This window comes from Novosphingobium sp. (genome assembly GCF_036820275.1).
In the GTDB taxonomy this organism is placed as follows: domain Bacteria; phylum Pseudomonadota; class Alphaproteobacteria; order Sphingomonadales; family Sphingomonadaceae; genus Novosphingobium.
In genome coordinates this window covers 115,658-128,204 of the sequence record NZ_DAISLT010000004.1, presented here as the reverse complement: position 1 = coordinate 128,204, position 12,547 = coordinate 115,658, and the positions used below count along the sequence as shown (strand labels likewise).

Sequence of the window (12,547 nt, the reverse complement as noted above, 5' to 3'; positions counted from 1 at the left end):
GCACACATGTCGACTGCAATCGCGACCAGCACGATCGGCGGCGCGCCGGCGCATTACCGCGGACCGGCGCCCTCGCGGGATAACCCATCGTCCGATCAGCAGGTCGGTCCACGCGACCTGCTTCGCGTGTTCTACCGGCATCGCACGATGATGGCGCTGGTGGTCGGCACGATCACCCTGGCGGTGCTGGTGCAGCAATGGCTCTCGCCCACCCTCTACCGCGCCTCCTCCACCGTGCAGGTCGAACTGATCGATGAAGTCGGCACCAACCAGGCCGACGTCAACTCGCGCAATGCCGAACGCGTCGCCAATGCCGTGCGCCTGCATCGCTCGCGCTCCGCCGCCGAACAGGTCGTCGCCGACCTCCATCTCACCAAGGACAACGACTTCCTCAAGGAACTCGGCAAGGTCCCCGAAGACAGGCGGGTGCTGCAACAGGCCGCGACCAACAAGGTCCTCTCGATGGTCGCGATCAGCTCCGAAGCCGGGTCCGACCTCGTCGAGATCTCGGTGACCGCCGGTTCGCCCGTGCTGGCCGCCTCGATCGCCAACCAGATCCCGGTCTCGGTCCGCTCGCTGCGCACGATGAAGACCAACGAGCGCCGCGCCGAACTGCTCGCCTCGCTGGAACAGGAACAGCAGGCCCGCGCCACCGAGGCCGAGGAAACCGCCCAGCGCGTCGCCGACTTCCGTTCGCAGCACCAGATGCTGACCGGTGCAGGCGGGACGGAAGACCTCGCCCAGCTCAACCGGATCGCCGTACAGAGCGCCTCCGCCATCGCCGCGCGCGACGCCTCCATGGCCCGCAGCGCCGGGATCGCCCGCGCCAGCCGCATGCAGAGCACCGCCCTCGCCAGCTCCGGCGTGCTCGACCAGCTCGAACGCACCCGCGGCGAACTGGTGGCCGAAACCTCCAAGCTCTCCACCAGCCTCGGGCCGAACCATCCTGACGTGAAGCGGCTCGCCTCGCAGCTCGCCACGGTCAACGACGGCATCGTCAAGGAGCAGGCCCGCGTCCAGGCCGCCGCCCAGGCCGATGCCTCGGCCAAGGCCGCGCAGATGACCGAACTGGCCCGCAGCCAGGCCGCCGGCGACAACGCCCAGGCCAACCGCCTCGAAGGCATCGTCGCCGGGCTCAGCTCGACCGCCTATCGCAACACCGCCAATTCGGTGCAGCTCGACAAGCTGGTGCGCGAATCGACCCTGGCGGACGATGCCTACAAGGCGATCGCCGGCCGCGTCGAACAGGTCCGCGCACAGATGCAGATGGAAGGCGTGTCCTCCTCGGTCGTCTCCCCGGCGGTGCCGGACTTCGATCCGGTCGCGCCCGCGCCGGTCAAGATGGCGATCACTGCCCTGCTCGGTTCGAGCGTGCTGGCCTTCCTGATCGCCTTCGCCCGCGACTTCCTCGACGACCGCCTGCGCACCACCGCACAGATCCGCCGTCTCTTCGGACTGCCGACCCTGGGCATGCTGCCGCTGCTCAACAGCAACCTCTCGGAAGACCCGAACGACAGCCCGGTCATCAACGAGCCGCAGTCGCTCTTCGCCGAAGTCGCCCGCTCGACGTACACCGAAGTGCGGGCACTCGACCGCAAGGGCGGCAACTCGCAGGTCGTGCTGGTCACCTCGCCGCTGCCGGGCGACGGCAAGTCCACCGTCTCGCTGACGCTGGCCGCCGCCGGGATCGCCATGGGCGACCGCACGGTGATCCTCGACCTCGACTTGCGCAAGCGCGGCGCGCTCCAGCGGCTCCAGAACGAGATGCAGGTGCCCGATCTGGTCGACATCGTCTGTGGCCGCGCCGACCTCGACAGCCTGGTCAGCCCGCGTTCCGCCCATCCCTACGACGGCAAGCTCATCACCTCCGCCGACGGTACGCAAGTGATCGAGCCGGAAGGCGCCAACAAGATCGTCCTGCTCAGCGCCAAGGACCCGGTGGCCGAACCCGCGCTGCTGCTGTCCTCCAACCGTCTGAAGACGCTGCTGGAACAGCTGCGGGAACGCTTCGAACTGGTCATCATCAATGCCCCGGCGGCCCTGGCGGTCCGCGATGCAAGGGCGATGTGCCACTTCGCCGACCAGACCGTGCTGGTCGCCCGCTGGGGACACACCACCGGCGACCAGATGCGCGCCGCGCTGGAGATGCTGGACGACAGCGTCGGCGGCGTCATCTTCGACCAGGTGGACTACGCCGAGCATGCCCGCCGCCGCTATGGCGACTCGGTGCAATTCTACGCGGACTCGGCCAGCTACTACTCCTCGCCGGTCCCGACCCGCGACGAGTGGGCCGCCAAGGTCCGTCGCTTCTTCCGGGGTCATTCCTGGCGCCCCGTGGAAGCGTGAGCAGGAGCGCGCGAGTGGCCTTCGCTTCCCTTCGATTGCTCGCCACGCTGCTCCTGCTCACCCTTCTGCCGCTGCTCCTGCTGCTGGGGCTTGGCACGATGCTCTCGATGGGTCGCCCGGTGCTGTTCCGACAGCGCCGGGCCGGCCGCGAGGGGCGGGACTTCACCCTTCTCAAGCTGCGCTCGATGCGCGAGGCCACCGGGCCGGACGGCCAGCCGCTGCCGGACGAGGCCCGCGTCACCGCCTTCGGCCGCTTCCTGCGCCGCAGCCGCCTCGACGAGCTGCCGGGCCTGTGGAACGTCGCCGCCGGGGACATGACTTTCGTCGGCCCGCGCCCGCTGCTGCCCGAAACCATTGCCGGTCTCGGCCCGCGCGGCGCCGCGCGAGGCCGGGTGCGGCCGGGACTTACCGGCTGGTCGCAGGTCAACGGCAATACCCTGCTCTCGCTCGACGAGAAGATCGCGCTCGACCTCTGGTACGTGGAGAATGCCTCGCCGCTGCTGGACCTCCGGATCGTGGCGCTGACGCTTTGGGTCATGGTCGGCGGCGAACGCCGCTCGCGCGAGGTGGCCTTGGCGGATTGATCGTCACGCGCCCCGTCATCCCAGCGAAAGCTGGGACCGCTATCCGCCATGTTGTGATATCTCGCCAAGGCACTGATAACGCCTCAGCCTGGCGCGCAGGGTTGGAGCTAGGCCGACAGCGGTCCCAGCTTTCGCTGGGATGACGGGGTTGTGAATCTCCGTCAGCCTAGCGCGAGTTCATCCAGCGATGAAACCACATGGTGCGCCGCATGGTCGGGCGTGGGCGCGGTGCAGGGGTGAATGCGGCCTTCGCGCAGGATCTGCACGGTCGCCCAGCCGCGCGCGCGCGGCGTGACGAAGTCCTTGGCCGCGTTGTCGGCCACATAGACATGCTCGGCAGCCGGACGGCCTGACCATTGCTCGACCATCTCGTAGGCCATGGCATGGGGTTTGCCGCAGCCCTCGGGCAGCAGGCCGGTGAGGATCACTTTGCCGATCCGGTCGTAAAGCCCCAGCGCGGCGACCTTGTTGCCCTGGGTCTGGGCCGGACCATCGGTGATGATCGCGCTGGCCCGCGTAGCGAGCCGCGCCAGCAGACGCTCGGCGTCCCCGGCCAGCGCGATATCCGGCACATGACAGCGATAGATTGCCACCAGCGGCGCCACCTCGATAACGGCCTGTCCGAGCGCGGCCAGTGCGGCGTCGAACACGGTGCCGCGATGCCCCTCGTCGAGCAGGCGCGCGCACTCGGCCGCATAGCCGGTGATGCCGTGGCTCTCTTCCAGATGCCGTCCCACCGCCGCGAAACCGCTCCGTGCGAAATCCCGTTCGAGGTAGAGCGTATCGTCGAGATCGAGAACGACGACCTTGTCCGCGATATCAACCACGGAACACGGCGCTGTCGTAGCGCACCATCGTCACGCCTTCGCGCCAGAGGTCGCTTGCGCATTCGGCGCGGCCGGTGATGCGGGCCAGCAGGCTCTCGGCGAAGCGCCCGCCGGCATGGTCCGCCAGCGGATATCCGCCGCCGAAGCGGGCGTTGATCTCGAAGACGCGCGGGCCGCGATCGGGATCGTCGATGAGCTGGAAGCAGAGCACGCCCTCCGCCCCTCGCAGGGCTGCAGCGATGTCGGCGGCAATGGCGATCATGCGCGGGTCGCGCACGGTGCGCCCCTTCTCCACTTCGCCCGCGCGGGTCGATATCCGCAAATGCGGGATCGCCGAGCGCATCCGCCCGCGCGCGTCGAGGTACATATTGATCGTATATTCCGGGCCGCGCAGCAGTTCCTGCACCAGCATCGGCTCGGGATAGTCGCTGCGAATGTCCGCCGCCGATTGCAGCACGCCGATGCCCCGGCTGGCGCTGCCGCCCACCGGCTTGACGAAAAGCGGGAACGTCCAGCCCGACGGGTCGGCCCGCAGATCCTCGATCCGGGCGGTTCGCGGCACCGGCACGCCCGCCTCGGCCAGGACCGAGACGGTACGCTCCTTGTCGCGCACGACGTCGATCACGTCCGGCGCGCTGACGTGGACCAGGGTGCCCGCCTGCGCGAATCTCTCCCGCGCCCGCGAGAGCACGTCCAGTTCGGTGTCGATGGTCGGCACCAGCAGCTCGATCCGCTCGCGCGTGCAGTAATCCAGCAGGCGCTCGACATAATCGGGCGCCGTGCAGCGCGGCACCGCGAAGGCCGCTTCGGCCTCAAGGCAGGCGGCGCTGAGTTCGGGTTCGAGATCGCAGGCGTGAATCTCCGCGCGCAGTCCCAGCTTCTCCGCCGCACGGCGAAAACAGCGAGTGAGTTCGACCCGGCGCCCGGCCGAGGTGAAAAGTATCCGTACCACCCTGTTCCCCCCGATCATCCTTTGGCGCCGGCCCTTCGCCCGGCATTGGCCGAGACAGGGGCAAATCTCTCGCCACCATGCCGGGGCGACAGGACTTGCACCAGCACCTGATCCCACTGCTGCAGTATCCGCCCCGGCTGGAAACGCACCATGCCTTCCTCCGCCGCCGCACCGATGCGGGCGCGAGCGCAGGAATCGCCGATCAGCCCGGCCATCGCCTCGCCCAGCGCCAGGGCATTCTCGCTTTCCACGAGCAGCCCGCTGCGGCCGTGCTCCACCATGTCGGCCGGGCCGAAGTCGCAGTCGGTGGCGATCACCGGCAGGCCTGCCGCCATCGCTTCACCCAGCACGTTCGGAAATCCCTCGTAGCGCGAGGACAGCACGAAGATCCCCGCTTCCGCCACCCAGCCCCGCGGCCGGGGGCTTATTCCGCGCAGCACCACGCGCTCCTCCAGGGCAAGATCGCGGACCTGCCCCTCCAGCGCGGCGCGTTCCGGCCCCTCGCCCCAGATGTCGAGTCGCCAGTCGGGCCAGCGCGGCGCCACTTTGGCGAAGGCGGCAACGAGCAGGTCGAAGCCCTTCTGATGCGCCAGCCGCCCCACCGCGCAGAGGCGCTTCATCTCGCCCCCAGGGCGAGCGACGTCAGGCAGCGGAACGGGATTGGGAATCGTCACCAATTTTTCCTGCACGGCAGCGGGAAAACAGCGCCGCACCGCCGCCGTCTGGCAGACGATGACGTCGGCGCGGCGATAGAGCAGGCGCAGCAGCAGGTTCCACAAGGGATGCGTGTCCTGCCGCTCGGGATTGTTGCGTTCGGCGCAGACGAGACGGGTCTGCGTACCCATGGTGGCGAGCGCGGCGATCAGGTTGTTCTTGGTCAGGAACGAGACGATCACGTTCGGCTGCTGCCGTTGCAGCACCCTGCGCAGGGCGAACACCCGGCCCGCCATGCCGAAGAAGCCGCTGTTGCCGCCCAGCCGGTGCAGTGCAGCCTCTTCCGGCAGACGATGGAACACCGGGTCTTCCGGCCGGTCGAAGGCGATCACGTCCACGCCCTGACCGGCGCCGCACCAGTGGTGCGCAAGCTGGGCGATCACCAGTTCCGCCCCGCCGGCGCCAAGGCCGGAGGCGAGAATTGCGATGCGCATCGTGCCGGGTGTAAGTGCCAAGGCTACCCCTCGTTCGCCTGGAAAAAAGTCCGCCTGGGTGAAAACCTGTTCGTTCGATTGCCCCCGAACCTAATCGATGCCGGAGCGTCGGACAGGCGTTCATGCGGTCTAACCCTTTATTGGAGAGTTCGATTCTGAGGCAGTATGGGCCCTCGTCATCCGGAGTGGGTACGCCCTAATCGCGCTCACGGTCTGCCCCGCCATCCGCCACACTTCCGCGAAGGGCGAGCAACAGGGGAGTCCGATGATGAAACGCGACGTGTCGCAGGACGCCGGGGCAAACCTGCCGCAGGACCCGGGCTTTGCCGCGCCGCCGGCCATGCCGGACGGCGGCATCGGCGCCGAAGCGCCGGGGCTGGCCGCCTCGATGTCCACGGGGCTGAGCGACGGACCGGGTGGCCTGTCGGTGCGCGCGACGCCGAACCTGGCGACGATCGCCGCATCGGGGCTGCTCGCGGTGCTGTACCTCGGCCTCGTCGGGCGCCTGCTCGCCTATCCGATCGGGCGGGACGAGAACCTCTTCATCGCCGTTGCGCGCCTCTGGGGCAGCGGCGATATCTACCGCGACTTCGGCTACAACCACCTGCCCTATCTGCCCTACATGCTCGGCGGGCTGTACTGGCTGACCGGCACGGGGCACCTGCTTCTTCTGGGGCGACTGCTGGTGGCGGCGTCCTGGGCCATGGCGATCGCCGCGCTCTGGCTGATCGCACGACGGCAGCGTGCCGGCTTTCCCGCCTTCTTCACCGGCGCCATGCTGCTGATGGGCAATGTCCTGCTGATCGGCGCACCGGGCCTGATGGTCAGCAACAACTTCCTGCCGCTGCCCTTCGCGCTGATGGCGATCCATTTCCTGCTCTGCGGGCTGGACCGCGAGCGGCCTTCGTGGATGTGTTGCTTCGTGGCGGGCGTGCTGGTCTCGGTCGCGGTGGGGCTCAAGGCCAACTACATCTTCCTCGCGCCGTTCGTGGCCTTCGCCACGGTGCTGGCGCCGCTGGCCCATCCGCTGCGCCAGCGTCTGATCTGCGGCACGGTTCCGCTGGCGCTGGGCGGCCTGACCGGCGGCGTTCCGGCGCTGATCGCCATCGCTTCCGACCCGGACGCCTTCTTCGCCCATACCATCCGCTATTTCACGCAGCTGCAACCTGCCTACTGGTCCCATTCCACCGATCCCAAGATCATGACCGCGGCGCAGAAGATTCTGCTCGCCGAGGAAATCTGGACCTCTAACGCGACGCTGCTGGCCCTCGTCGGGATGGTCGCGCTCATCGCCCTGCCGTTATGGCGACGCGGCTGGCGCGACGGGGTGCTGGCGGTCTGGTCCTGGCCGGTGATCCTGACCGCCGCGCTGGCGGTCATGGGCGTGGTCATCTCCTTCGTGCCGACCCCCTCGTTCCCGCAATACTTCGTGCCGCCGATCCCGTTCCTCGTGCTGCTGGTGGTGCTGCTGCGCGCCCGCACGCTGAGCGAGAACCGGACGGCAGCCGACGCGGTGCTGCTTTCGCTGGCCTTCGTGGCCCTGCTCTGCGCGGGATCGCGACTGGCCCCGGGGCTGATCTCGCTGTCGCGCCCCGCAACCTGGGAAGGCGTGAAGATCCACCGCGAGATGCGCGACCTCGCTCGCAGTGCAGGGGCTTCCTCGGGCGATACCGTGGCGACGCTCTCGCCGGTGCTGGCACTGGAAGGCGGCTTTGCGCTGCCGGGCGAATTCGCTGCCGGGCAGTTCGTCTACCGCGTGGCAGACTACCTGCCGCCGCAGGACCGGACCTACTGGACGACAACTTCGCCCACTCACCTCACGTCCTGGCTGGACGCCAACCGGCCCTCGGCCATCCTTGTGAGCGGCGAGGAGCCGCTGGAGCAGGCCTTCGCCGACTATGCCCGCAGCCACGGCTACACGGCCTTCACCGGAAAGCGCGGCGACGCCGGACCGGTGCTCTACCGCCGAACGCCGGAACCCGCCGGGCTGGAGTGATCGCCTCACCATAACGGCCCACCATGACCGCCGCCCCGTTCCCTGCCGCGAAAGCGAAGGGTCCGGGGCGGCGAAAGCGTATGGGCACCCTCCCCAAATGGCCCCGCCGCGCATTTGCAGGGGAGCGCTTAACCCTTTGGCACCCCGGCTGGCTAAAGCTGCCTAACCCGGATGAACACTTCTCCGCCGGCCCGAACTGCTCTTAACCTTCCTCCATCGACGGGAGAATTTCTCCAGAAAATTCCGACACCGGAGGTGCGGTCATGAAAGTCGTCCTGCTGGCGGGGGGCCTCGGCTCCCGCCTTGCCGAAGAAACGGTTCGGGTTCCCAAGCCCATGGTCGAAGTGGCCGGCCGTCCGATCATGCTCCATGTCATGGATATCTACGACCGCTGGGGGCACAACGACTTCATCGTCGCCTGCGGTTACAAGGCCATGGCGATCAAGAGCTTTTTCCAGGACCTTCACCTCATGTCGAACGACTTCACGGTCGGCATCGGCAACGGCGAGATGGCCCTGCGCCCCACGTCCAAGATCGACTGGCGCGTCTCGGTGGTCGATACCGGCCTTGCGACGATGACCGGCGGGCGCCTGAAGCGCCTGCGCTCATGGCTGGACGACGAGACCTTCATGGTCACTTACTCGGACGGGGTGGGCAATATCGACCTCGACGCCCTGCTGGCGTTCCACCGTTCGCACGGCAAACTCGCCACCGTCACCGCGGTCCAGCCGCCGGCGCGCTTCGGCAACCTCGAACTGGGCGCCTGCGACGGCACCGGCGGCCAGGTGGTCGAATTCACCGAAAAGGTCATCAAGTACGAGACCTGGATCAACGGCGGGTTCTTCGTCTTCGAGCCGGGCGTGCTGGATTACCTCACCGGTGACGAGGAACCGCTGGAACAGGCGCCGCTGACGCGCCTCGCCCACGACGGCCAGCTCATGGCCTACAAGCACAAGGGCTTCTGGCACCCGATGGACACCGTGCGCGACCGCGACACGCTGGACAAGCTCGGCACCCAGGCCCTGCCGCCTTGGATGGATTTCGAAAACGGACAGCCGGTGCTGAGCACCGATGTCCCGACAAAGCTGCAACATGCCTGAACAAGGCACACTGGATCAGGCGCTTGTTTCGGCATTTCGGGGCAAGCGGATTCTGGTGACCGGCCACACCGGCTTCAAGGGTGGCTGGTTATGCCTCTGGCTCAGGCAACTGGGCGCAGAGGTCACCGGGGTCGCCTTGCACCGCCCCCCGCAAGGCCCTGACATGTTTCATTCGGTCGACCTCGGGGGGCTGGTCGACCACCGCATCGCCGATATCCGCGATGCCCGTGCCTACGCCGAGGCCTGCGAGGGACTGGAACCGGATCTCGTGTTCCACCTCGCCGCGCAGGCGCTGGTGCGGCCGTCCTATGACGATCCGGTAGAGACTTTCGCCACCAACGTCACCGGCACCGCCGTCGTGCTCGACGCGGTGCGGCGGATGCCATCGGTGCGCGGCGTGGTCGTCGTCACCAGCGACAAGTGCTACGAGAACCGCGAGTGGGAATGGCCCTACCGCGAGACGGACGCGCTCGGCGGGGCCGATCCCTACAGCGCCTCGAAAGGCTGCACCGAGCTGGTCGCCGCCGCGTTCCGGCGCTCCTATTTCTCCGACCCCGCCGGATGCCAGATCGCCACCGTGCGCGCGGGCAACGTGATCGGCGGGGGCGACAATTCGCTCGACCGGCTGCTGCCCGATGTGGTGCGCGCCACTATGGCGGGCACGGCCGTGACCATCCGCAATCCGGCCAGCGTGCGCCCATGGCAGCATGTGCTGGAGCCGCTCGCGGGCTACCTGATGCTGGGTGCGCGGCTGCTTGGGGAGCAGGCGCCGCGCTTTGCCGAAGCCTGGAACTTCGGCCCCAGCGCCGAGGGCTTCATCGACGTCGAGGAGATCGCGCGCCATTTCCAGCGGGCCTGGGGTCCGGGCGTCGCCCAGATCGCCTTCGGGCGCCGTCCCGACGACCCGCACGAGGCCGGAATGCTGACGCTCGACAGCAGCAAGGCCCATGCCCGGCTCGGCTGGCGCCCGCGCCTTTCGACCGAGCAGGCGGTGACCATGAGCGCCGAATGGTACCGCGCCTTCGCGGCCGGAGACGAAGACATGCGCGCCTTCAGCGAGGCGCAGATCGCCCGCTATTCCGGCGATTTTACCGAAACACTCGAGGGGGAAGCAGCACTATGCGCGTGAACTATGGCCAGACCGTCCACGGCGAAGAGGAAATTGCCGCCGTCCTGGAAGTCCTGCGGACCTCCACCCAGATGGGGCCGAAAGTGCGCGCCATGCAGGAACAGGTCTCGGCGCTGTTCGCCAAGGATCATGGGATCATGGTCAACTCCGGCTCCTCGGCGAACTACCTCGCGATCGAGCTGCTGAACCTGCCCGAGGGCAGCGAGGTCATCACCCCGGCGCTGACCTTCGCCACCACCGTCGCGCCGATCGTGCGCTCGCGCCTGGTCCCGGCTTTCGTGGACTCGGCGGTCGGCACCTACAACATCGACGTCGAGAAGATCGAGGCGATGATCGGGCCGAACACGAAGGCGATGATGATCCCCTCGCTGATCGGCAACCTGCCCGACTGGGACCGTATCCGCGAGATCGCCGACAGGCACGGCCTGATGGTCGTGGAAGACAGCGCCGACACGCTGGGCGCCACGCTGCGCGGCACCAGCACCGGCACCCGCTCGCATATCTCCACCACCAGCTTCTACGGCTCGCACGTCATCAACGCGGCCGGTAACGGCGGCATGCTCTGCGTTTCGGACGAGGACCTCGCCCGCCGCGCGCTGCTGCTGCGTTCGTGGGGACGGACCAGCTCGCTCTACGTCGATTCCGAAAGCATCGAGAAGCGCTTCAACGTCGCGCTCGACGGCATCGACTACGACGCCAAGTTCCTGTTCGACGAGCTGGGCTTCAACGTCGAGCCTTCGGAAATGGGCGCCGCCTTCGGCCTCGTGCAGCTGAAGAAGCTGGACCACAACATCGCAGCGCGCGAGCACAACTTCGCGCGGCAATACGCCTTCTTCAAGCAGTACGAGGACTGGTTCGTCCTGCCCGAACAGCTTCCCGAATCGCGCACCGGCTGGCTGGCCTTCCCGCTCACCATCCGCGAGGACGCGCCTTTCACCCGCACCCAGATGCAGATCTGGCTGGAAGAGCGCGACGTCCAGACCCGCCCGGTCTTCACCGGCAATATCCTGCGCCAGCCGGCCATGCAGGGCGTGCCGCTCAAGGCCGCGCCGGAAGGCTATCCGGTCGCCGACGCGGTGATGAAGGGCGGCATCCTGCTGGCCTGCCACCACGGCCTGACCGAGGCCCACCTCGATTTCATGCACGAGACGTTCGAAGGCTTCGTCCGCTCGCTTTCCACCACACCTTCGCGGGAGGCGGCCAATGCTTGAGATGCCGATCCCCGAACAGCTAGCCACCGACATCCTGTCCGAGTGCCGCGCCTGCAAGGCTCCAGCGCCCTACCTGTTCCTGCCGCTGGGCGACCATGCCCCCGGCCAGATGCTGATCCGCCCGGACGATCTGGAGAGCGAGCAGCCCGCCTTCCCGCTCAATACCCAGGTCTGCCTGGAATGCGGGCTGGTGGAGATCGCCGACCAGATCCCGGCCGACTTCTTCCGCCACTACCTCTACGTCCCCTCGGGCGCGGCGCGGATGCACAGCCACTTCGCGGACTTCGCAGGCGTCCTGGCCGAACGCGCCGGGGACGGGCTGATCGTCGACATCGGCAGCAACGACGGACTGCTGCTGGCCGCCTGCAATGCCCTGGGCTGCACGACGCTGGGCTTCGATCCGGCCGAGAACATCGCCGCGATGGCCGCCGAGCGGGGCGTGGAAACCCACATCGACTACTTCACGCCGACCTCTGCCGAACTGGTCCGTTCGCAGCGCGGCCCGGCGAAAGTAATCGTCACCACCAACACCTTCAACCACATCGGCGACCTCCATACCTTCATGGCGGCGATCACGATCCTGCTGGCGGATGACGGAACTTTCGTGATCGAAGTGCCCCGCGCCAAGGAGTACATCGACCACACCGAATTCGACAACATCTACCACGAGCACGTCTCCGAGTTCAGCCTGCTCTCGATCGTCAAGCTCGCCGCCTTCTTCGACCTCGAAGTGACCGACGCACTCTCGTTGCCCGACATCCACGGCGGCTCGATGCGCGTGTTCCTGAACCGCAAGGCCGCCGGGATCGGTCCCTCGCAGTCGGTCGCCGACATGCTGCGCGACGAACTGGCGGGCGGCATGCTCGTGCCGGAGACTTACGACATGCTGGCACGCGAGGTCGACGACATGGGCCGCGACGTGCGCGCCATGCTCGACGAGATGAAGGCCCACGGGCTGAAGATCGCAGGCTACGGCGCTTCGGCGCGGGGCAACACGCTCATCACCCACTACGGCATCGACACCAGCTATCTCGATTTCCTGGTGGACCGGAACCCGCTGAAACACGGGCTCTATTCGCCGAACACGCGCATTCCGATCCGCCCGGTCGAAGCCATCGAGGAAGAAAAGCCCGACGTGCTCTTCGTACTCGCCTGGAATTTCTTCGACGAGATCTTCGAGCAGCAGGCGGCGTTCCGCGCCCGCGGGGGCAAGTTCCTGGTGCCGCTGCCGGTGCCCCGGATCGTGTGCTGAAC

General features: G+C 67.6%; 10 protein-coding genes. 7 read left to right on the top strand and 3 right to left on the bottom strand.

Annotated elements, in window-relative coordinates; all coding sequences use genetic code 11:
* Positions 1-6: 6 nt before the first annotated feature.
* Both V7066_RS04820 and V7066_RS04815 read left to right on the top strand, forming a co-directional pair.
* Complete coding sequence (locus V7066_RS04820) at positions 7-2,346, top strand: GumC family protein (protein ID WP_334182111.1); 2,340 nt, start codon at positions 7-9, stop codon at positions 2,344-2,346.
* Between the two features lie 14 nt (positions 2,347-2,360).
* Positions 2,361-2,930 carry a sugar transferase gene (locus tag V7066_RS04815; RefSeq protein ID WP_334182110.1) on the top strand — a complete coding sequence of 190 codons (570 nt, stop codon included), beginning with the start codon at positions 2,361-2,363 and terminating at the stop codon, positions 2,928-2,930.
* Positions 2,931-3,091: 161 nt separating this feature from the next.
* On the opposite strand, the gene V7066_RS04810 is transcribed toward V7066_RS04815, so the two are convergent.
* Genes V7066_RS04810 through V7066_RS04800 form a run of 3 tightly spaced genes read right to left on the bottom strand, consistent with a single transcriptional unit; the run spans position 3,092 to position 5,878 of the window.
* Complete coding sequence (locus tag V7066_RS04810) at positions 3,092-3,757, bottom strand: HAD family hydrolase (protein ID WP_334182109.1); 666 nt, start codon at positions 3,755-3,757, stop codon at positions 3,092-3,094.
* On the bottom strand, positions 3,750-4,709 hold the full coding sequence (locus V7066_RS04805) for an ATP-grasp domain-containing protein (protein WP_334182108.1): 960 nt from the start codon (positions 4,707-4,709) through the stop codon (positions 3,750-3,752). Before V7066_RS04805 ends, V7066_RS04810 begins: the two co-directional genes overlap by 8 nt.
* A 14-nt stretch (positions 4,710-4,723) precedes the next feature.
* Positions 4,724-5,878, bottom strand: coding sequence for a glycosyltransferase family 4 protein (locus tag V7066_RS04800; protein ID WP_334182107.1), 1,155 nt, complete (start codon positions 5,876-5,878; stop codon positions 4,724-4,726).
* 244 nt (positions 5,879-6,122) lie between these two features.
* Here V7066_RS04800 and V7066_RS04795 point away from each other — a divergent pair, with 244 nt between their 5' ends.
* From V7066_RS04795 to V7066_RS04775, 5 genes are all read left to right on the top strand, one after another.
* Positions 6,123-7,853 (top strand): hypothetical protein, encoded by a 1,731-nt coding sequence (locus V7066_RS04795; RefSeq protein ID WP_334182106.1) that lies wholly within the window; start codon positions 6,123-6,125, stop codon positions 7,851-7,853.
* Between the two features lie 263 nt (positions 7,854-8,116).
* Positions 8,117-8,953: a glucose-1-phosphate cytidylyltransferase gene (gene rfbF, locus V7066_RS04790; protein WP_334182105.1), complete on the top strand. Its 837-nt coding sequence runs from the start codon at positions 8,117-8,119 to the stop codon at positions 8,951-8,953.
* Positions 8,946-10,082: a CDP-glucose 4,6-dehydratase gene (rfbG, locus tag V7066_RS04785; RefSeq protein WP_334182104.1), complete on the top strand. Its 1,137-nt coding sequence runs from the start codon at positions 8,946-8,948 to the stop codon at positions 10,080-10,082. Before rfbF ends, rfbG begins: the two co-directional genes overlap by 8 nt.
* Positions 10,073-11,293, top strand: coding sequence for a DegT/DnrJ/EryC1/StrS family aminotransferase (locus V7066_RS04780; RefSeq protein WP_334182103.1), 1,221 nt, complete (start codon positions 10,073-10,075; stop codon positions 11,291-11,293). The genes rfbG and V7066_RS04780 overlap by 10 nt, the downstream gene beginning before the upstream one ends.
* On the top strand, positions 11,286-12,545 hold the full coding sequence (locus V7066_RS04775; protein WP_334182102.1) for a class I SAM-dependent methyltransferase: 1,260 nt from the start codon (positions 11,286-11,288) through the stop codon (positions 12,543-12,545). Before V7066_RS04780 ends, V7066_RS04775 begins: the two co-directional genes overlap by 8 nt.
* Positions 12,546-12,547 lie beyond the last annotated feature (2 nt).

Bases quoted from the DNA above. Each gene is read 5' to 3' on its own strand.
- V7066_RS04820 (WP_334182111.1), top strand. From the start codon at position 7: ATGTCGACTGCAATCGCGACCAGCACGATCGGCGGCGCGCCGGCGCAT.
- V7066_RS04795 (WP_334182106.1), top strand. From the start codon at position 6,123: ATGATGAAACGCGACGTGTCGCAGGACGCCGGGGCAAACCTGCCGCAG.
- rfbF (WP_334182105.1), top strand. From the start codon at position 8,117: ATGAAAGTCGTCCTGCTGGCGGGGGGCCTCGGCTCCCGCCTTGCCGAA.
- rfbG (WP_334182104.1), top strand. From the start codon at position 8,946: ATGCCTGAACAAGGCACACTGGATCAGGCGCTTGTTTCGGCATTTCGG.
- V7066_RS04780 (WP_334182103.1), top strand. From the start codon at position 10,073: ATGCGCGTGAACTATGGCCAGACCGTCCACGGCGAAGAGGAAATTGCC.
- V7066_RS04775 (WP_334182102.1), top strand. From the start codon at position 11,286: ATGCTTGAGATGCCGATCCCCGAACAGCTAGCCACCGACATCCTGTCC.